This window comes from Kitasatospora purpeofusca (genome assembly GCF_042691725.1).
Lineage (GTDB): Bacteria > Actinomycetota > Actinomycetes > Streptomycetales > Streptomycetaceae > Kitasatospora > Kitasatospora purpeofusca_B.
In genome coordinates this window covers 4,181,447-4,202,637 of sequence record NZ_CP170483.1, presented here as the reverse complement: position 1 = coordinate 4,202,637, position 21,191 = coordinate 4,181,447, and the positions used below count along the sequence as shown (strand labels likewise).

Sequence of the window (21,191 nt, the reverse complement as noted above, 5' to 3'; positions counted from 1 at the left end):
GTGGCAGTGGAGCCACCGGGCGTGAACGGCTGAGGGGATCCCAGATGCGGGCCGACAGGCGGCAGGAGGCCCCGGCGCGGGTGCGCGGGCAAGGGGTGCTGGCGGCCGCGCTGCTGGCGGCCGCCGGGCTGCTCGCGAGCGGCTGCTCGGCGGGCGGGGCGGGGACGCCGGGGGCCGCCGCCCCGGAGACCGCCGCCCCGTCCGGCGGCGGGACGCCGGGCTTCGCCGCGCCGTCCGGGGCCGCGTCCGCAGCGCCGGTCGCCCCGCTGGAGTCGCTGCCCGCCGCCGTGCCGTCCGCGCTCGCCCCCTACTACGGGCAGCGGCTCGCCTGGCAGTCCTGCGACGACGGCTACGAGTGCACCACCTTCCGGGTGCCGCTGGACTACGACCACCCGGCGGACGGCGACCTCACCCTGGCCGCCGTCCGCGCCCCGGCCGTCCCCTCCGACTCCTCCGGGTCCACCGACTCCTCAGGGCCCGGCGGCCGGCTCGGCTCGCTGCTGCTCAACCCCGGCGGCCCCGGCGGCTCGGCCGTCGAGTACGTCGAGGGCGCGGCCCGCACGTACGACCCCGCGGTGCGCGCCCGGTACGACCTGGTCGGCCTGGACCCGCGCGGGGTCGGCCGCAGCTCCCCGGTCACCTGTCTGAGCGGCGAGCGGATGGACGCGTACACCGCCGTCGACATCACCCCCGACGACCCGGCCGAGGTCGACGCCCTGGTGGCCGCCGCCAAGGAGTTCGCCGAGGGCTGCCGTCAGCGGTCCGGCGCCCGGCTCGGCCACCTGAGCACCGTCGAGGCGGCGCGCGACCTGGACGTGCTGCGCGCCCTGCTCGGCGACGAGCGGCTCAACTACGTCGGCAAGTCCTACGGCACCTTCCTCGGCGCGACCTACGCGGGCCTGTTCCCGGGCCGCACCGGCCGGATGGTGCTCGACGGCGCGATGGACCCCTCGCTCGACTCGCTGGCCGGCAACCGCACCCAGGCGGGCGGCTTCGAGACCGCCTGGACCGCCTTCGCCCGGGACTGCGCCGCCCGCGAGGACTGCCCGCTCGGCCGCACCGAGCAGCAGGCCGGCGAGCAGCTCACCGCCCTGTTCGCGACGATCGACGCCCACCCGCTGACGACCGCCGACGGCGCCCGCCGGCTCAGCGAGGCGCAGGCGACCACCGGCGTCATCCAGGCCATGTACGCGGACTTCCTCTGGCCCCGGCTGCGCACCGCGCTCGCCGACGCCCGGGGCGGGGACGGCACCGGCCTGCTCAAGCTGTCCGACACGTACTACGGACGGGAGGCGGACGGCACCTACCCCAACCTGATGTTCGCCAACATGGCGGTGAACTGCCTCGACCTGCCCGCCCCGTTCGCCGGCCCCGAGGACGCCGCGCGGGCGGTGCCGGAGTTCGAGCGGACCTCGCCGCGGTTCGGCCGGGACATGGCCTGGATGGCGCTGACCTGCACCTACTGGCCGGTCCGGGCCACCGGCACGCCGCACACCGTCCGGGCCGCCGGCGCCACGCCGATCGTGGTCGTCGGCACCACCCGGGACCCGGCCACCCCGTACACGTGGGCGCAGTCGCTGGCCGGACAGCTGGAGTCCGGGCGGCTGCTGACCTACGACGGGGACGGCCACACCGCGTACGGCCGCCACGACACCTGCCTCGACGGCGCGGTCAACCACTACCTGCTGGCCGGCGAGGCACCGGAGAACGGGAAACGCTGCGGGCACTGAGGAAGCGTCCGGTACGACGTTAGGATGAGCGCCCCCTCACCGCTCTCCCACCCCACCGGAGCCCACCGTGCTCGGAGTCAACGACCTGGCGACCTACGTCCTCGGCGCCCTCGTCATCGTCCTCCTCCCCGGCCCCAACTCCCTCTACGTGCTGTCCGTCGCCGCCCGCAAGGGCGTGCGCACCGGCTACCGCGCCGCCGCCGGCGTCTTCGTCGGCGACTTCACCCTCATCAGCCTGACCGCGCTCGGTGCCGCCTCCCTCCTGGAGGCCAACCCGGCCGTCTTCGCCGTGGTGAAGTTCGGCGGCGCCGCCTACCTGCTCTGGATAGGCATCGGCATGCTGCGCGCGGCCCGCCAGCTCTGGCGCGAACACCGGCTCGCCCCCGAGACCACCGGCGCCGCGGCGGCCGCCGACCCCGCCGAGTCCACCGAGCACCCGTTCCGCCGCGCCCTGGTGATCAGCCTGCTGAACCCCAAGGCGATCCTCTTCCTGCTCTCCTTCTTCACCCAGTTCGTCGACCCCTCCTACGGCCGCCCGGTGCTCTCCTTCACCCTCCTCGGCGGCATCCTGCAGACCTTCAGCTTCCTCTACCTCTCCCTGCTGATCTTCGCGGGAACCTCCCTCGCCTCCGCCTTCCGCCGCCGCAAGCGCCTCTCCGCCGGCCTCACCAGCGGCGTCGCCGCCCTCTTCGCCGGCTTCGCCGCCAAGCTCGCCGTCACCTCCGCCTGACCCCACTGGGGTATCGCGTTACGGATCACCGGCCAACCTGTGTAGACTGGCCCGCGTTGCCAGGACTTCCGGCAACGGCGCCGCCTTAGCTCAGTTGGCCAGAGCAACGCACTCGTAATGCGTAGGTCGCGGGTTCGAATCCCGCAGGCGGCTCCATGATGAACCCCAGGTCGGTTATCCGGCCTGGGGTTCTTTGTTGTTGGGCGCGGCCCGGGTGTGTGTGGGGGGTCGGGGGGCGGGGGCGGGGTGGTGTGCGCGGGGTGGCGTGAGCGGTGGCCGCCCCTGTGCGCCCTTTCGGGGGTGGGGTGCGGGTGGCGGGAAACGGGGCTGCCAAGGCGGGGAAACGTTTCTGTTTTATCGGTTCATGATTTGTCATGGACTCGTTTGGGGGAGGGTTTCGGGGTGGGTGGGAAATATTACCGGCAGGTCGTCCAAGAAAGTGCTTGACTTGTCATCAGGCGGATTCCTAGGGTGAAAGTGTATGGGCCGCCGCGCTTCGGCGCGCAGCGATACGGGGGCGATGAACATTGATGTGGCGGTGACTGACAATTGCAGAACCGGGATCGGTCATTCCACTTGTTCGGCCGATGGGTACTGATGGGGGTGGCGACGGCCGCTTGGCATCGTGCGGTGTCGACGGATTCCAACGACGTTCGGCTGCTGGCTAGTTGCCTGGTCGTTGGGGGTGCTGCCGGGGTGTGCCGGCCGGGTGGGGTCTCCTGATGCATTTCCGGGTTCCGGTGTCTTTGATGCGGTTCCCGAAGGCATCGAATTTGGCGGTGATCTCGCGCTTGGGTTGACCGAGGATTAACCGGAATCGCCTCTCCCGGGTGGTGGGGAATGAATACGGTATCTGCCGGTCGAGGAATTGCGGCGCGTATCGCCGATGCAGCTGATCATGTAAATGAGTCTGGGGGAAGTGTGCATCATGCCTGAAACGTCGATTGCCGTCCTCTTTCCTGGGCAGGGCGCGTTCTACGGCCGTGCCCTCGCGGACCTGTGGGACGAGTTCCCCGAGGTCGGACCGCTCCTCACCGAGATCGGTGACGCCGCCCGTCCGCTGCTCGGCGACAGCGCGGTGGAGCAGCTCCTCGCGGTGCGGACGCCGGACACCGAGCAGTTGCTCCGGGAGGCCCCGGAGGCGCTCCAGCTCGCCATCTACGCGGCTTCCACCGCCGCCCACGGCGTTCTGCGTGCCCGCGGTCTGCGTCCGAACGTGCTGGTCGGGCACAGCCTCGGGGAGATCTCCGCGCTGGTCGCCGCCGGTGCGTTCAGCCCCGCCGAGGGCGCCGAGATCGTCTGCCACCGCAGCATCGCGCTGCGCGAGGCCGGGCTGGGCGACGCCTACATGGCCGCCATCGGCACCGACGCCGACCGGGCGCAGAAGCTGGTCGACCTGGTCGGGGACCCGCTGAGCGGCATCGCGGTCGAGAACCACGACGGGCAGACCGTGCTGTCCGGGCGCGCCGAGACGCTGGATGCCATCGGCCGGCTCGCCGCCGTGCTGAAGACCGACTTCGCCCGGCTCAAGTCGCCCTACGCCTTCCACAGCCCGTTGCTCGGGCCGGCGGCGGAGAAGTTCGCCGAGCGGATCGCGGACATCCGCCAGCGGCCGCTGGAAGCCACCGTTCATTCGCCGATCCTCGGCCGCGCCTACGAGGACGGGGACCGGCTGACCGAGCTGCTGGCCGGGCACTTCACCACCCGGGTGCGGTTCGCCGACACCGTGCGCGAGCTGGCGGGGAGCGGGGTCTCGGTGTTCGTCGAGTGCGGGGCGCTGGACGCGCTGAGCCGGATCACCGGCCGCATCGTCGCGGCCCCGGTCACCACCGTGCCCACCCTGCTGCCCGAGGCGGGCGGCGCCGCGGTGCTGCGGCAGGCGCTCGACCGGCTCGCCCTGCTGGGCGCCGTCTCCGCGGGTGGGGGCGGCCTCTCGACGGCCGACCAGCTGCGCGCCGCGCTGCTGTCGGACGTGCCTGCGGAGGACTTCGAGGCGTTCTGGGACGGGCGCGGCGGGGATGTGCGGGCGTTCGCCCGGGAGGCGTACCTGACGTACCTGGGCGCGAGGGGGGACGTCGGGGAGGAGGCGCGGACCGGCGTTGCCGCGCCGCAGACGGCTCCGGCGGCGAGGCCGGCGGGCGTGGCGGGGGTGGACCGCGGCACCCTGGTCCGCCAGCTCGCCGACATCTACGCCGAGGCGCTGGAGTACCCGGCCGAGGTCTTCGAGGAGGACACCGACCTGGAGGCCGAGCTGGGTGTCGACTCGGTGAAGCAGACCGAGCTGCTGGTGCGCGTCGGCAACCGCTACGAGCTGCCGCCCCGGCCCTCCGACGTGCGGCCGGCCGCGTACAACACCCTGGGCAAGATCGCTGACCTGATCATCGCCTCGGGCGGATCGGCGTGATCCCGGTGTCCCAGGAACTTCAGGGAAAGATCGCCCTGGTCACCGGAGGGGCGCGCAACGTCGGCAAGGTGATCGCCCAGCGGCTCGCCGCCGACGGCGCGCTGGTCGTCATCAACCACCTGCACTCTCCCGGTCCCGCCCGGGAGACCGCCGCCGAGATCGAGCGGGCCGGCGGCCGGGTGCACGTCATCCGCGCGTCGGTCGCCGTCCGCGGCCAGGTCGAGCGGATGTTCGACGAGATCGAGGAGCGCTTCGGCGGGCTCGACATCCTGGTCAACAACGCCGCCAGTGGCGCGCTGGTGCCGGGCGAGGAGGTCACCGACCAACTGCTCGACCGGGCGCTGAACACCAGTCTCAAGGGCGGGCTGGCGTGCGCCCGGCGGGCCGCCGCGTTGATGGCGCGCCGGGGCGGGGGCAGCATCGTCAACATCTCCACGCTGGGCGGCGGCCAGTTCGTGATGGCCAACTACCTGGCCTGCGGGCCGGCGAAGGCCGCCGTGGAGGCGATGACCCGCTACCTCGCCGTCGACTACGCCCGCGACGGGATCCGGGTCAACACAGCCGCGGCCGGGATGCTGTACAGCGAGGTCGTGGGGCTGTTTCCGGACGCCGAGCGGATGCAGCGCGCCACCATCGAGGCCACCCCGATGGGGCGGCTCGGCCACCCGGAGGAGCTGGCCGAGGTGGTGGCCTTCCTGGCCTCGCCTCGGTCGAGCTGGATCACCGGCCAGGTGATCCTGGCGGACGGCGGCCTGTCCACGGGGCAGGCCCTGCTGTCGCCGCCGCGCGCGCTGGTGGAGCCGGTTCCGCCGACGGTCCCGGTGGCGGAGGAGGAGGCGGAGAAGGAACAGGAGCAGGAGGGGAGGCCGGTCACGGCGGCGGTGACCCCGCGTCAGGAGCCGGTGCCGGCCGTCGCGGCGCCCGGCAAGGACGGCGAGGACGGCGACGAGATCGCCATCGTCGGCATGGGCATCGTGGTGCCCGGCGCCAACGACCTCGACGAGTACTGGCACGAGCTGATGCACGGCGCCGAGCGGTTCGTCGAGATCCCGGCCGACCGGTGGGACAACGACAAGTTCCACTCGGCCGACAAGCGTGACGAGGACAAGACCTACTCCAAGCGCTCCGCCTTCATCACCGACTTCGCGCCCCACCCGCAGCTGGCCCGCGAGCTGGCCGAGGCGGGGACCGACCCGGCCGCGGTCGAGTCGACCACGCTGTGGCTGCGGCACTCGCTGCTGCAGGCGATGGAGGGCGTCCGGCACCGCCCCGAGGACCGCTGCTCGTTCCTGGTCGGCTACACCGCCGACGGCAGCCAGCACCTGGAGGAGGCGACCGTCCGGGCCGGCGTGCTCGGCCGGATCGCGCCGATCCTGGACGGGCTGGGCCTGTCGGAGGCGGACCGTGCCGCCGCGCTCGCCGCCGTCGAGCGCCGGCTGGCCGGGCACTACCCGCGCAGCGGCCCCGAGCCGCTGCAGTTCTTCCCGCACCGGGTCGGGCTCAACGCGATGCGGGACGTGCTGCCGCCGTCCGCCGAGCTGCTGCTCGTGGACACCGCCTGCTCGTCCTCGCTCTACGCGGTGGACCTCGGCCTCAAGGGCCTGCTGGAGGGCCGGCACGACATCGCGGTCTGCAGCGGCTCGTTCGCCGTGGGACCGCGCGGCTCGATCCTGTTCGCCAAGCTCAACGGCCTGTCGGTGAGCGGCGAGGTCCGCTCGCTCGACCGGGACAGCGACGGCGTGCTGTTCTCCGACGGCGCCGCGACCGTCGTGCTCAAGCGGCTGAGCCGGGCACGCCGGGACGGCGACCGGGTGCTGGCCACCCTGCGCAGCTTCGGCTCGTCCTCGGACGGCAAGGGCAAGGCCGTCTACGCCCCGAGCGCGGCCGGCCAGAAGCTGGCGATCCGGCGCGCGCTGGACCGGCCGGGCATGGACGACGTGCGGCCGGACTGGATCGTCGCGCACGCCACCGGCACCCCGGCCGGGGACCTGGCGGAGTTCACCACGCTGCGCGAGGCGCTGGGCGGTCACCGGCCGGGGCGCGCGCCGGTGGTCGTCACCTCGAACAAGTCGGTGATCGGGCACACCGGTTGGGCCGCCGGCGTGGCGTCGCTGATCGAGGTCGTGCTGGGCTTCCGGCACGACGTGATCCCGCCGCAGCACCGGTTCACCGAGACCCCGGCGGACTTCGCGATCGGCGGCTCCAACCTGGTGGTGCCGACCGAGCCGGTGCCGTGGCCGCGCGGCGGGCGGCGCCGGACCGCCGCCGTCTCCGGCTTCGGCTTCGGCGGCACCAACGCGCACCTGGTGGTGCAGGAGCCGCCGGCCGCGGGAGCGGCGGCGCGGGCCCGGCGACCGGAGCCGCAGCAGCCGCCGCAGCGGATCGCGATCGTGGCGCGGACGGCGCACGTGCCGGGCACCGGGACCGCCGACGAGCCGGCCGGCTGGCTGGGCAAGGCGGGGCCGCAGGACGTCTCCTTCGGCGACACCTACCCGCTGCCGTCCTTCCAGCAGGTCCGGATGCCCCCCGGCATGATGCGGGGCATCGACCGCTGCCAGCTGATGATCCTCAAGTGCGCCCACCGGCTGCGCGACAGCCTGGGCGCGTTCTGGGAGGACAACAGCGAGACCACGGGCGTGGTGCTCGGCCACCTCGGGGCGACCCGCAACGCGACGCTCTACGCGATGCGCTGCTACCTGGACGACCTCACCCTCGCGCTGAAGGCCGATCCCTCGCTGGCCCCGGCGCCGTGGCTGCCGCAGGCGCTGGAGGAGCTCAGGTCCGAGGTGCGGCGGCTGGTCCCGCCGTCCAACGAGGACTCGTTCCCCGGCATGATGCCGAACGTGATCCCGGCCCGGGTCGCCAACTACTTCGACCTCAAGGGCCTCAACATGACGGTCGACACGGGGTTCACCTCGACCCTGAGCGCGATCGACGTGGCCATCCGCTACCTGCGGCAGGGCGAGCTGACGATGGCGCTGGTCGGCGGCATCAACGGCAACAGCACCGACGAGGTGCGCCGGCTGCTGGACGAGGCCCTCGACGGGCGCAGCGTGCTGGCCGAGGGCGCCTTCCTGTTCGCCCTGGTGACCGAGGAGACCGCCGCGGCGGCCGGGCTGGAGGTGCTCGGCTACCTGGACACCCCGGTGGCGCAGGAGCCCGCGGCGCCGTCCGTGCCGACCATCGAGTGCGGTGCGGTGCGAAGCGAGCGCGCAGCCTGCTACCTGGGCGCCGAGGGGGCCATCGGCATCCTGCAGGCGCTGGCGAAGGAACCGGCCGAGCGGGACGCGCTGGTGGTCTGCCGGGGCGAGGACGGCGCGCCCGACCTCACCGTCCGGGTCTCCGCCCCCGTGGCGGCCGGCGCCCGGCCGGCCGAGGCGGGCACCCAGGTGCCGTCCGCCTGCTACGACGAGCGGCACTACGACGACCGGCACCCGCTGCTGGTCACCCGGCACGTGCCCGAGCTGACCGGGACGCCGGGCGAGCCGGTCCGCGCCGAGCTGCCGTTCTGGCCCGCCGAGCCGACCGTGGTGCTGACCGACCGGCCGCGGGCCGTGACGGCGGCCGGGGCTCCGGCCGGCACCCTGGTGCTGTCCACGGTGCCCGGCGGTCCCGGGGTCCGATACGTGTCGGACGCCGAGGCCCTCCCGGGGCTGCTGGACGAGGCGGACCCGCAGCGGCGGATCCGGCACATCCGGGTGATCACCGAGCTGTCCGGCGCGCAGGCGGCCGGCCCGGCGGAGGCGCAGGCGCTCGGCGCCCTGCACGAGCTGGTGTTCCTGACGGTGCGGCAGCGGCACGAGGCGCTGGCCGCCGAGGCCGGCGGCGCGAGCTGCGTCGGGCTGTTCCTCGGGGCGATGACCGACCGGACCCCGCACCCGTTCACGGGCATGTTCACGGGTCTGTTCAAGGTGATCCACCTGGAGTACGCGCCGCGCTGCCTGACGTTCGCGCTGGTCACCGGCGCGCGGGAGGCGGCCGTCGGGGTCGCGGAGGCGGGCCGGGAGTCCGCGTTCCGGCGCGGCGCGCCCTCGGCCTTCTACGACGGCGGGCGGAGGCTGACCGTCACCCTCGCCGAGGAGCCCGGCGAGCTGGTGCCGCCGGGGGAGGCGGTGCTCGGGCCGGAGAGCGTCGTGGTCGCGGTGGGCGGCGGGCGCGGCATCACCGCCGAGCTGCTGGCCGAGGTCGCCCGGCACTTCCGCCCCACGGTGTACGTGCTCGGCAGCAACCCGGTGGACTCCCACCCGGCCGAGTACCTGGAGCTCGACGACGAGGCCTTCGCCAAGGGCCGCGCCGACTACATCCGGCGGCAGCTCGCGCTGGGGACCGGCCGCAACCCCGCGCAGCTCAGCCGCGCGTACGAGCGGATCGGCCAGGCGCGGGTGATCCGGGCCAACCTGCGCCGGATCGCCGAGCACAGCGGCGCGGACGCGGTGCACTACGTGCCCTGCGACGTGACCGACAGCGCCCAGGTGACGGCCGCGATGGACCGGATCCACGCCGAGTCCGGGCGGATCGACCTGCTCGTCAACGCGGCGGGGCTGAACCGTTCGGCGCCGATCGCGACCAAGAGCCCGGCGGAGTTCCGGCAGGTGCGCGACCTGAAGGTGCGGGGCTACGTCAACCTGAAGCACGCCCTGCGCGGCCGGCCGCCGCGCGCCTGGTGCAACTTCGGCTCGCTGCTGGGCATGACCGGCCAGGTGGGCGAGGCCGACTACGCCTCGGGCAACGACTTCCTCGGCGCCGCGGCGACCTACCACCACCAGGTGCTGGGCGCCCACGAGTTCACCGTCGGCTGGACGCTCTGGGGCGAAGTCGGGCTCGGTGCCGACGCGTTGACCAAGGCCTACTTCGAGAAGAGCGGGCTGTACTCCGCGATGAGCACCGCGGAGGGCGTGCACCACTTCATCCGCGAGCTGAACCTGGTCAAGCCCTCGCCGTACACCGTGCACCTCGGCGACGCGGAGCGCGGGGCGGTCGAGCGGCTGCTGCCGGGCTTCCTCGACCCGGGGGCGCCGCGTGGTGGTTCGCTGGCGGTCGCGCCGGAACCGGCGCCCGTGGGGGCGCCGGCGCCGCCGTTCTACCTCGGCGAGGTCGTGGAGCGGACGGCGGACTCGGTCCTCTTCGAGCGGGTCTTCGACCTGGAGCAGGACGACTACCTGCGCCATCACCGGGTCGGCGACACGCCCACCCTGCCGGGCACGTTCGTCACCGAGATCGCCTTCGAGGCGGCCTCCTGGCTGGTGCCGGACCTCAAGGTGTACGCCTTCGAGGACCTGCGCTTCCACCACTTCCTCAAGGTCCGCGAGACGGACCGGGCCGGGCTGCGCAAGAAGATCCGCGCCGAGGTCGTGGAGCGCCGGGCCGACCTCGGCCAGGCCGTGGTGGCGGTGCGGATCACCCACGACGTGGTGGCGCCCAACGGCACCGTGCTGGTGAAGGACCGGCTGCACTTCGAGGTGCGGGTGCTGCTGGCCGGAGACCTGCCGGACGCGCCGCACTGGCAGGCGTGGCACCCGGCCGCGGAGACGCCGGTCCCCGATCCGTACCACCTCCCGGGCTCGCCGGTGCTGCTGACCGACCTGTTCGTGTCGACCACCGACACCCGGCTGCACCCTTCCGGCAAGCGGGCCACGTACAACCTCGAACTGCCCGCCGACCACCGGGTGTTCGGGAGCTTCGGGATCCCGGTCGTGCTCCTCGACGGGCTCGCCCGCACCGGGGTGCTCGCCCTGGTCGACGGCGACCTGATCCCGCTGGCCGCCCCGCTGGGCATCGGCCGGATCGACGTCTACGAGCACGGCGGCGACGGCCGGGTCGCGCAGCGCTACGGGCGGCTCGACCTGTACGCGGTGCTGCCCGACGCGCGGGCCGACGGACGGGACGCGGGGAGCGGCAACCGCTTCGTCGCGGTCCGGCCGGACGGGCGGATCCTGCTCCAGATGAAGGACCTGGACTGGACGTTGATGGGCTATCTGGACCGGGGGAGCGGGACGTTCCTGACCCCGGCGGAGGCGGCCGAGCGGGCCGGGGCGGCCTCCGCGGCCCCGACGGACCCGGTGACCTCCGCGACCGAGCGCAGTGAGGTGGTGGCTTCGATGGGAAAAGCTGAGACCGGCGCGGCTGGTGGGCCGACGCCGGTGACCACGGGCCCCCGGCACCCGGCGGGCCCCGCGCCCGCCGCGCCGCGGCTCGCCCGCCCCGCCCCGGGCCCGCGCGGCCTGCGGACCGTCCCGGGCAACCTGCGGAAGTTCCAGCGCAACGCGCCCGCCCTGTTCACCGAGCTGAACCGGGCCTACGGCGACATGGTCAAGCTGCCGCTGGGCTACTTCACCGTCCATCTCAACTACCACCCGGACAACATCCGGTACGTCCTCCAGGACAACAACCAGAACTACGTCCGCGGCAAGGGCTACGACGCCTTCAAGATCTTCATGGGCATGGGCCTGCTCACCCTCGACGGCGAGGAGTGGAAGCAGCACCGCCGTGTGGTGAACCCGCTGTTCCACCGGACCGCCATCGACGCCATGGCGACCACCATGACCGACTCCACCGCCCTGGTCCTCGACCGGTGGGAGAAGGAGGCGCCGGACGCCGCCGGCATCGACGTGGTGCCCGAGATGATGGACCTCACCCTCGGCGCGCTCGGCAAGGTCATGTTCGACACCGACCTCCACCCGCTCAGCGACCGGGTGGGGCCGGCGATGGTCACCTCCATCGAGGCCATGGTCTTCCGCGGCACCCTCAACCAGCTGACCCCGGAGTTCGTGCCGATCCCGTACAACCGGCGGATCCGCCGGGCCCGCCGGGTGATGTACGAGGTCGTGGACGGCATCGTCGAGGCCCACCGGGCGGGACGGCACGAGGGGCTGACCGACCTGGTCAGCCTGCTCCTGCAGGCGCGTGACGAGAGCGGCGGCGAGTGGACCGGGCAGCAGGTCCGGGACGAGATCATGACCGTCTTCATGGCGGGCCACGAGACCACCGGCACCGGCCTGGCCTGGGCGCTGTACGAGCTGGCCAAGGACCCGCAGGTGCAGGAGGGGCTGCACGAGGAGGTCGAGCGGGTGCTCGGCGGGCGCACGCCCGGCATCGAGGACCTCGCGAGGCTCCCGTACACCCGGATGGTCGCCGACGAGACGCTGCGGCTGCACCCGCCGATCTGGGTGTACCCGCGCGACGCCGTCGGGGAGGACGACGTCAACGGCTGGCACGTCCCGGCCGGCGGCAGCGTCTTCATGGTCCCGTACGTCACCCACCGGCACCCGGACTACTGGGTCGACCCGGAGCGCTTCGACCCGGAGCGCTTCACCGAGAGGAACCGCGCCCAGCAGCCGCGGTACGCCTACTTCCCGTTCGGCGGCGGGCGGCGCAAGTGCGTCGGCAACCAGATGGCGCTGGTGCAGACGCACCTGACGCTCGCGATGGTGGCCCAGCGCTTCCGGCTGCGGCTGGTCCCCGACCACCCGCTCACGCTGGGCACGCTGGTCTCCTTCCGCCCGGTCGACGGCATCCGCCTCGTCGTGGAGCCCAGGAAGCGATGACACGCTGATGACACTCATGGAACCGGCCACCCCCGCGCGGGCCCTGGCCCCGCCGGTGGTGGCGTACCCGCAGGACGGATCGGTGCGCCCCGTGCGGCGCCACGTGTGGGAGCCGGTGGAGACCGCCGCGCTCCCGCCGGGCGCCGCCCCCGGGCTGCGCGGACGCTCGATCGCGGTGGTCGGCGGCCGGGAGGCCACCGCCGCCGCGGTCGGCGCGGCGCTGACCGCCGCCGGGGCGGGCGCACACCGGCTCGCCCCGCCCGCCGCGGGGCAGCGCGGCGGCTTCGCCGAGGCCGCCGCGGCCCTGCACGCCGCGGCCGGGCGGATCGACGGCATCGTCGACCTGGCCCTGGAGGAGCCCTTCGACCACGGCGCGCCGGACGCCTGGGAGGGCCCGTTGCGGCAGACCGTCGCGATGCTCCGGGCCTGCTTCGCCCACTGGGCGGCCGAGACCGACGCGGGGCGGCTGTTCTACCTGCCGGTCACCCGGCTGGGCGGCCGGATGGGTTTCGGCCCGGACCGGGTCGAGCAGCCGCTCGGCGGGCTGTGGGCGGGGCTGGCCAAGGGCCTGCCCCGGGAGGTGCCCAACTGCAACATCCGGATCCTCGACCTCACCGCCGAGCACACGGCGGAGCAGACCGCCGACCTGGTGAGCCGGGAGCTCTACCGCTGGGGCGCCTTCGAGATCGGCCACCGGGCCGGGCGCCGCTACAGCCTGCGGGCCCGCCACGCGCAGCCCGGCCCGCCGGTCCGCACGCTGCGCCCCGGCGACACCGTGGTGATGTCCGGCGGCGGGCGCGGCATCGGCTACGCCCTGGCCCGCTCGCTCGCCGAGGACTTCGGCGCCCGGGTCGTGGTGAGCGGCCGCGGGGCGGCGCCCGACGCCGGGGCCGTCCCGGCGCTGGCGCTGGACGAGCGGGAGTTCCGGCGGTACCGGGACGAGCGGCTGCGCGAGGCGGTGGCCGGGCGGCGGGTGCCGCAGGTCCGCGCCGGGCTGGAGAAGCTGGCCCAGGAGCGCGAGCTGTGGGCGAACCTCGCCTCGGCCCGTGCGGACGGCCTGCGGATCGACTACGTGCAGTGCGACATCACCGACCCGGAGCAGGTCGCCCGGCTGGTCGACGAGGCCGGCGACCGGCTGGCGGGGGTCGTGCACAACGCGGGCGTGGACGTCCCGGTGCGGCTGCCGGGCAAGACCGAGCAGATCGTCTCGCTGGTCGTCCGGGTCAAGGTCGGGGGCTTCCTCAACCTGCTGCGGGCGGTCGCCGACCGGCCGCGGCCGGTGTTCTTCTGCAGCGTCGGCTCGCTGACCGGCCGCTGGGGCGGCATGGTCGGCCAGCTCGACTACGGCGCCGCCAACGAGGCGCTCAGCCGGCTCGGGCTGTGGGCCTCGCAGCCCGGCGAACAGCCCGGCCGGTCGCGCCGCACACCGGTGTCCACGGTCTGCTGGCCGACCTGGGAACGCCTCGGCATGATCACCAACTACGAGGCCACGCTGCGCTACATGTCGGCGGTGGACGTGCGCGAGGGCCTGTACCACTGGAAGCGCGAGCTGTTCTCCGGCGGCAGCGGCGAGTCGACGTTCATCGGCGACGTCGGCCCGGCGATGCTGCCGTCGGTGCTGCGCGGCTATCAGCAGGACACCGGGCTGCCGGGCATCGAACGGCTCGCCTCCGCCCGCCACTTCCTGGGCGAGCCGCTGCGCTTCCGGCCGTACGGGGCGATCACCACGGCGCACGTGCTGCGGGCCGGGGAGCTGCCCTGCTGCGACGACTTCCGGGTGGCCGGTGAGCCCGCACTGCCGGTCTCGCTCTGCCTGGAGTACCTGCGGGCGGCCGGCGACTGGGTGCCGCCGGAGCACGGCGAGCGGCTGCGCTTCGCCGAACTGCGCGACCTCGACGTGGAGTTGCCGCTGCTCCGGGTCGGCCCGGGCCGGCGGACGGCCGAGCTGGTCCGGCACGCCGAGGGCCGCCGGGCCGAGGACGGCGGTTGGCGGGTCGCGGTGACGCTGGAGCGGGACGGGCGGCGGCTCGCGTCCGCCGAACTCGTCTACCGGGCCGGCGGGCCGGCGGCCGACCCGCAGGTGCCGTCGGCGCCCGCCGCGACGGGCGCCGACGAGGTGCTCCCGTTTCCGCCCGGCGGTGCGCTCGGCTGGACCGGGCACGCCTTCCGGCTGGCCGCCTGGCGGCGGGACGGCGCCACCGGCCGGCTGTACGGCCGGGCGGACCCGGGCCGGACGGCCGACCTGCTGCTCGCCTCGCCGGTCCCGCGGCCGGCGCTCCCGCTCAACCAGCTGGAGAACCTGCTGCGGGCCGGCTGGCTCGTGCAGGGCGGGACCGCTGCGGGCGCCGCGGACGCGCGGCGGCTCACGGTGGAGCGGCTGTGCGCCGAGCCGCCGGCGGCGGGCGGCGCCGCGCTGCTGGTCGGCAGCCCGGACGGCCGCGACTGGACCGGACGGGCCCTTGCCGAGGGCCTCGGGGCCCGCCCGCCCGTGCTCCGGGTGAGGGGCCTGCGCTACCGCTGACGCCGCCCGTCCGTACGCCCGTACGCCCGTACGCCCGCACGCTGCCGACCATCCACCGTGCCCCGGGGCACGGCAGACATCACCAGGGGGAACCGTTGACCACGATCGTCGACCGGTCGAGCGCCTACTGCGTCGTGGGCGCCGGGGCGGGCGGACTGGCCGCCGGCAAGAACCTGCGGGAGTTCGGGTTCGAGTGCGACGTGATCGAGCGCGCGGACGACGTCGGCGGAAACTGGTACGGCGGCAACACCCACAGCGCCGCCTACGACTCGGTCCACCTCATCACGTCCAAGCCCTACATCCAGTACGACGACTTCCCGATCCCGGCGCACTACCCGACCTACCTCGGCCGCGAGCACGCGCACGCCTATCTGCGGTCCTACGCCGAGCACTTCGGCGTCCACGAGCACGTCCAGTTCGGCCGGACGGTGGAGCGGATCGAGCGCCGGGACGGCTCGCCCGACTGGTTCGTCACCCTCGACGGCGGTGAACTGCGCCGGTACGCCGGGGTGGTGATCGCCAACGGCCACAACTGGAGCCCCCGGTACCCGGAGTACCCGGGGAAGTTCGACGGCGAGACCCTGCACTCCTGCGAGTACCGCGACCCGGAGCCGTTGCGCGGCAAGCGGGTGCTGGTGGTCGGCGGCGGGACGTCGGGCTGCGACATCGCCGTGGAGTCCTCGCAGAACGCCGCGTCGACCTCGCTGAGCATCCGCCGCGGCTGCTACTACTGGCCGAAATACCTGTTCGGTATGCCGACGGACGTGCTGTACGAGACCGTCCTGAAGTGGCGTATGCCGCGGCCCGTGGTGCGCTTCTTCGGTAGTCTCTTCCTGCGGCTCAACAGTGCCGGACGGCCGGAGCAGTACGGGCTGCCCAAGCCGTCACACAAATTGCTCGAGGAGCATTTCGTCATCAACTCGACGCTGCTCTACCACCTGGGCCACGGTGACATCGGCGCCAAGCCCGACATCGCCGAACTCTGCGGCGACCGGGTGAAGTTCACCGACGGCAGCGAGGAGGCGTACGACGTCATCGTCTACGCCACCGGATACCGGATGACCGAATTCCCCTTCATCGACCGCACGTACCTGAACTGGGGCGGGCGCACTCCGCAGTTGCACCTCAATGCCTTTCACCCGGAATACGACAATCTTTTCGTCATCGGATATTTCCAGACTTCCACCGGCAATTGGCCGATCATGGACTACCAGTCGCAGCTCATGGCCCGCTATCTGCACCTGCTGCGGACCGACCCGCAGCGCGCCGTCTGGTTCAAGCGGGCCAAGGCCACGCCGATGGCGGCGGCCCAACTGAACGGCGGCATCCGGTACTACGACTCCGAGCGGCACTGGCTCCAGGTTGAGCACTTCTCCTACCGGGCGCTGCTGCGCAAGCTCGTCCGCCGGATGAACGTCGAACCGCCGGCCGCCGCGCGCGGCGGGGTTCTTGCGGAGGAGGCCGACGCAACGGCGGCGACCCGGCCGAGGAGCCACGCATGATGGACCTGATCGCACGGTCGGCGGACCGGCACGCCCGGGTGATGGTGCTGTGCGCCGTCGCGGTGGCCGCGGTGGCGGCCTTTCTCGGCGCCCCCGTCATCACCTCGCTGACCGGCGGCAACCCGGACTTCGTCACCCCGGGATCGGGCAGCGTACGGGCCGACGACCGGATCGGCGCGGCCACCGGCATCCAGAGCGACGGCGGCATCATCGCCCTCGTCGACACCGGCGCCCCGGTGGACGACCGGCGCACCCGCGACGAGGTCGGCAAGGTCGCCGGGCTGATGTCCGGCGACCCCGTCTTCGCGGACGTCCTGACGTACTACCAGGCCCAGGACCCGGGCCTGGTCTCCCGTGACGGCACCCGGACGATCGTGGTCGGCCGGCTCAAGGACGGTGCCGGGGACCACTACCAGGACGCCGTCGACCGGCTGTCCGAAGCCCTCGACGGCGACCGGAGCGTGCGGCTCGGCGGCAGCGAGGTGGTCGGCAACCAGGTCGTCAGCACCGTCCAGCACGACCTGGAGCGGGCCGAACTCCTCGCCTTCCCGGTGCTGTTCGTGCTCTCGCTGTGGATCTTCCGCAGCTTGGTGGCCTCCGCGCTGCCGCTGGTCATCGGCGGGCTGAACGTCGTCCTCACGCTGCTGGGCCTGCGGCTGGTCGACCGGCTGATCACCCCGATGTCGATCTTCTCGCTCAACCTGGTCACCGCGCTCGGCCTCGGCCTCGCCATCGACTACAGCCTGCTGATCGTCTCCCGGTTCCGCGACGAGCTGGCGGTCGACCCGGACGTCGGCCGGGCGATCGGCGCCACCCTGCACACCGCGGGCCGCACCATCCTGTTCAGCTCGCTGACCGTGAGCGCCGCGATGGCCTCGCTGTTCGTCTTCCGCCAGCGCTTCCTCTACTCGATGGCGGTCGGCGGCCTGCTGGTGTCCGCGTCGGCGCTGCTGGTCGCGCTGCTGGTGCTGCCCGCGGTGCTGCGGCTGCTCGGCCGGCACATCGACTTCCTCGCCCCGGCCCGCCGGCGCCGCTCGCTGGAGGCGCCGGAGAGCACCGACGGCGGCTGGTTCGCGCTGGCCCGCGGGGTGATGCGGCGCGCCCCGCTGGTCGCGATCGGCGCGAGCGCGCTGCTGGTGGTGCTCGGCCTGCCGTTCCTGAAGGTCGCCTTCACCACCGTCGGCCCCGCCTCGCTGCCCACCGGCGCCGGCAGCCGGGCGGTGGACGACACCCTGCGCGCCGACTTCCCCGCCGACCCGCTGGAGTCGTTGCAGGTCGTGGTGGTCACCTCCGGCGACGGGGTCCGGGCCGGTGCCCGGGAGCGGGTGGACGGGCTGCGCGCCGACATCGCCGCCCTGCCGGGCGCCGCCTCGGTCGGCCCGGAGGCGCAACTGGACGGCGACACCTGGCTGGTCCGGGTCACCCCGAAGGAGCCCGGCCTCAGCGAGGCGAGCCGGCGCCTGGTCAGGGACGTGCGGGCGCTCTCCGGGCCGGACGAGGTGCTGGTCGGCGGGCAGAGCGCCACCTTCGTCGACCTCGAGGACAGCCTCGCCGGGCGGCTCCCGGCCGCCGCGCTGATCGTCTTCCTCACCAGCATGCTGGTGCTGCTGCTGATGACCGGCTCGCTGGTGCTGCCGCTCAAGGCCGTGCTGATGAACCTGCTCACCCTCGCCGCGACCTTCGGCATCCTGGTCTTCGTCTTCCAATGGGGCCACGGCGCCGGGCTGTTCGGCGCCGACGCGCAGGGCGCGCTGGACGCCACCCAGCCGGTGCTGCTGTTCGCGATGGTCTTCGGGCTCTCCACCGACTACGGCGTCTTCCTGCTGGCCCGGATCAAGGAGGCGCGCGACGCCGGGGCCGGCGAGGTCGAGTCGGTCGCCCAGGGACTCGGCCGCACCGGGCGGGTGGTCACGGCCGCCGCGGTGCTGTTCTGCGTGGCGCTCGGCGCGCTGGCCACCTCCGAGATCGTGTTCATCAAGGAGCTGGGCCTCGGCACCGCGCTGGGCGTGCTGCTGGACGCCACCATCGTGCGGGCGCTGCTGGTGCCTTCGCTGATGCGTCTGCTCGGCCGCTGGAACTGGTGGGCGCCGTCCCCGCTGCGGTGGCTGTACGCGCGCTTCGGACTGCGCGAGGGCGGGGCGCCGCCGCTGGCCGTCGAGAAGTCGTCGTAAGGTTCTGACGCACCGTCACCACTCACGACCGTCATCACCACGACCAGAGGTGGAAACGTGTACCACGCCATCGTCCGGCGCAACCTCCGCGCCTCCTTCGCCGAGGTCAACCGCGGCAACTACGCCGCCATCGTGCGGCAGTTCACCCCCGAAGCGGAGCACTGGTTCTCCGGCGGGCACGCGCTGTCCGGCGGGCGCCACAGCCCCGAGCAGATCCAACGGTGGTACGACCGGCTGGCGGAGGTCATGCCCGACCTGCGCTTCGAGCTGAAGAAGGTCGTCGCCAAGGGCTGGCCCTGGGACACCGTGGCCTTCGTCGAATGGGTCGACCACCTCACCGACCGCGAGGGCAACCACTACTCCAACCAGGGCGTGCACGTGGTCCGGATCGCGTGGGGAAAGATCACCGAGCTGCACATCTACTGCGACACCGAGCTGCTGGAGTCGGTCCTGGAGAAGCTCGGCGGGCAGGGCGTCGGCGAGGCCGTCGCCGAGCCGGTGGGCGACCCCGGCCCGTTCCGCGAGGCCCGCGTCGGCAGGTGACGGGCGCTCGGGTGCGCGAAGGCGGGCGGTCCGGCGGCGCCCCGGACCGCCCGCACGGACTTCCGGGCGGCGGGCGGGAGGGCGCGATGGACCCGACGGTCGAGCTGTGGCTGCTCGACGCCGCCGCCGTGCCGGTGGACCGGGCCGCGCTGGGCCGGCTCGACGAGGAGGAGCACCGGCGGGCCGCCCGGTTCGTCCGGGAGGCGGACCGGACCACCTACCTGGCCGCGCACGTGGCCCTGCGCGGCGTCCTCGGCCGGCGCCTGGGGGCCGCGCCGGAGTCGCTGGTCTTCGTCCGGGAGCCGTGCCCCGACTGCTCCGGGCCGCACGGCCGGCCCCGGCTGGCCGACGGGGGCCCCGGTGCCCCGCACTTCTCGCTCTCGCACGGCGGCGGCCGGGTGCTCATCGGCGTCGCCGCGGTTCCGGTGGGCGTCGACGTCGAGCCGCTGCCGGGGGCGGAGAGCGTCGAGGTGCTGTCCCCGGCGCTCCACCCCGCCGAGCGGGCCGAGCTGGCGGACGTCGGCCCGGCGGACCGGCCCCGGGCGTTCGCCCGGCTGTGGACCCGCAAGGAGGCCTACCTCAAGGGCCTCGGCATCGGTCTCGGCCGTCCGCCCGCCGCCGACTACCTGGGCACCGCCGAGCCCGGCCGCCGGCCGCCCGGCTGGGCCGTCGCCGACCTCCCGGCCGGTCACCGGCACGCCGCCGCCGTGGCCCTCCCGGGCGCGTCGACGACGGTCCCGTACCGCCTGCGGCACACCCTGGGCTGACGCCGGGTCGGCGGCGCCGACGGGTCGGGCGGCAGTGCTATCAGAGGCCGGGGGACCGTGGAGTCCGGAGGCGGCGCCCGCAGGGTGGTGCGGTGGCCGTGGCCCGCGCGAAAGTGTGGCACGCACCGGAATGATGATGTGCCGAATTACCTTGCTCAATCGGCCATGAAAGTGCGTCGATGGCTGAATTTTCACGTATTCTAGTGAATTGCTGGTCTGTAGATCATCAGACAAATCGAGAATTCCATGATTCCCCTCGAAAATGCCTCGCCATGCGTTCCGGGCGCCCTTAGTATCTGAACGAACACTTTCGGTGATCGTTCGACGGTGGACCGTGAAGGGGGTCGTCATGGGTGAGCAGTTTCGCGCCGCACTGCGCCATGTCGCCTACCCGTCCCTGCTGGTGGCCCTGGTCGTGATATCGGCCGCGACCCTGCGGATGCGCTGGGACCTCGGCCGGGCGAACCAGCTCTTCCTGCTCGGGACGATCGGATACATGGCGCTGCTCGAACGGTTGATTCCGTACGAACCGGAATGGGTGCCGAACGCGCGGGAGTGGGGCTGGTACGGCGTTTACTTCATGCTGACGATGATCGGCGGGGCCCTGTCCCAGGTGCCGGTGTCCGCACTCGTCGGCTGGGCGGCCCCGCCCCACGGGGCGCTGCCGCTCTGGGCGGAGATCCCGGCCGCGCTGCTGCTCGGCTCGCTGGCCAACTACCTGGTCCACCGCTGGTGCCACACCCATCCGAGACTCTGGCGGCTGCACGGGGTGCACCACGTGCCCGACAAGGTGAACGTCGGCAACAACGGGGTCAACCACCTGCTGGACGTCCTGCTCACCCAGGGCTGCGTCCAGTTCTCGCTGGCGCTGGCCGGGTTCTCGGAACCGGCGGTGTTCGTGGTGGGCCTGTTCGTCGTCGCCCAGGGCTACTTCGTGCACGCCAACATCGACGTCCGGCTCGGCCCGCTCAACCACGTGCTCGCCGGGCCCGAGCAGCACCGGCTGCACCACAGCACCGACCTGGCGGAGGCCGGCCACTACGGCTCCGACCTCTCGGTGTGGGACCACGCCTTCGGCAGCTTCACCTGGCGGCCGGGACGCCGCCCGGTCGCGGTGGGGCTGGCCGATCCGGGCGGCTTCCCCGCCACCGACCGGGTGGTCGCCAGCCACCTCCAGGCCTGGCGCCGCCCCGCCCGGGCCGCCGGCTCGCCGACCGGCTCGACCTGACCCGCCCGCACCCGACCCGCCCGCACTCGACGCTCCCACGCCCGACGCTCC

At 73.5% G+C, this 21,191-nt stretch carries 10 protein-coding genes and 1 tRNA gene; all 11 read left to right on the top strand.

The window, feature by feature from the left end:
* The first annotated feature begins 44 nt into the window (after positions 1–44).
* Complete coding sequence (locus tag ACFCLZ_RS17655) at positions 45–1,730, top strand: alpha/beta hydrolase (RefSeq protein WP_380285864.1); 1,686 nt, start codon at positions 45–47, stop codon at positions 1,728–1,730.
* A gap of 67 nt (positions 1,731–1,797) precedes the next feature.
* On the top strand, positions 1,798–2,460 hold the full coding sequence (gene leuE, locus ACFCLZ_RS17650) for a leucine efflux protein LeuE (RefSeq protein ID WP_380285863.1): 663 nt from the start codon (positions 1,798–1,800) through the stop codon (positions 2,458–2,460).
* 79 nt (positions 2,461–2,539) lie between these two features.
* A tRNA-Thr gene (locus ACFCLZ_RS17645) sits at positions 2,540–2,616 on the top strand.
* Between the two features lie 772 nt (positions 2,617–3,388).
* Positions 3,389–4,864, top strand: a complete 1,476-nt coding sequence (locus ACFCLZ_RS17640) for an acyltransferase domain-containing protein (RefSeq protein ID WP_380285862.1) — start codon at positions 3,389–3,391, stop codon at positions 4,862–4,864.
* A 5-nt stretch (positions 4,865–4,869) separates the two neighbouring features.
* The gene (locus tag ACFCLZ_RS17635; RefSeq protein ID WP_380285861.1) at positions 4,870–12,408 is read left to right on the top strand and encodes a cytochrome P450; all 7,539 of its coding nucleotides are present in this window, start codon (positions 4,870–4,872) and stop codon (positions 12,406–12,408) included.
* Positions 12,409–12,415: 7 nt separating this feature from the next.
* Positions 12,416–14,929 (top strand): KR domain-containing protein, encoded by a 2,514-nt coding sequence (locus ACFCLZ_RS17630; protein WP_380285859.1) that lies wholly within the window; start codon positions 12,416–12,418, stop codon positions 14,927–14,929.
* A 95-nt stretch (positions 14,930–15,024) separates the two neighbouring features.
* Positions 15,025–16,431, top strand: a complete 1,407-nt coding sequence (locus ACFCLZ_RS17625) for a flavin-containing monooxygenase (protein ID WP_380285858.1) — start codon at positions 15,025–15,027, stop codon at positions 16,429–16,431.
* Positions 16,428–18,602 carry an MMPL family transporter gene (locus ACFCLZ_RS17620; protein WP_380285857.1) on the top strand — a complete coding sequence of 725 codons (2,175 nt, stop codon included), beginning with the start codon at positions 16,428–16,430 and terminating at the stop codon, positions 18,600–18,602. Before ACFCLZ_RS17625 ends, ACFCLZ_RS17620 begins: the two co-directional genes overlap by 4 nt.
* A 57-nt stretch (positions 18,603–18,659) precedes the next feature.
* Entirely contained in the window at positions 18,660–19,145 is a 486-nt protein-coding gene (locus tag ACFCLZ_RS17615; RefSeq protein ID WP_380285856.1) for a nuclear transport factor 2 family protein, read from the top strand.
* An 86-nt stretch (positions 19,146–19,231) separates the two neighbouring features.
* Positions 19,232–19,912 (top strand): 4'-phosphopantetheinyl transferase family protein, encoded by a 681-nt coding sequence (locus ACFCLZ_RS17610; RefSeq protein ID WP_380285855.1) that lies wholly within the window; start codon positions 19,232–19,234, stop codon positions 19,910–19,912.
* 349 nt (positions 19,913–20,261) lie between these two features.
* Positions 20,262–21,140: a sterol desaturase family protein gene (locus ACFCLZ_RS17605; protein WP_380285854.1), complete on the top strand. Its 879-nt coding sequence runs from the start codon at positions 20,262–20,264 to the stop codon at positions 21,138–21,140.
* The last annotated feature ends 51 nt before the right edge of the window (positions 21,141–21,191 follow it).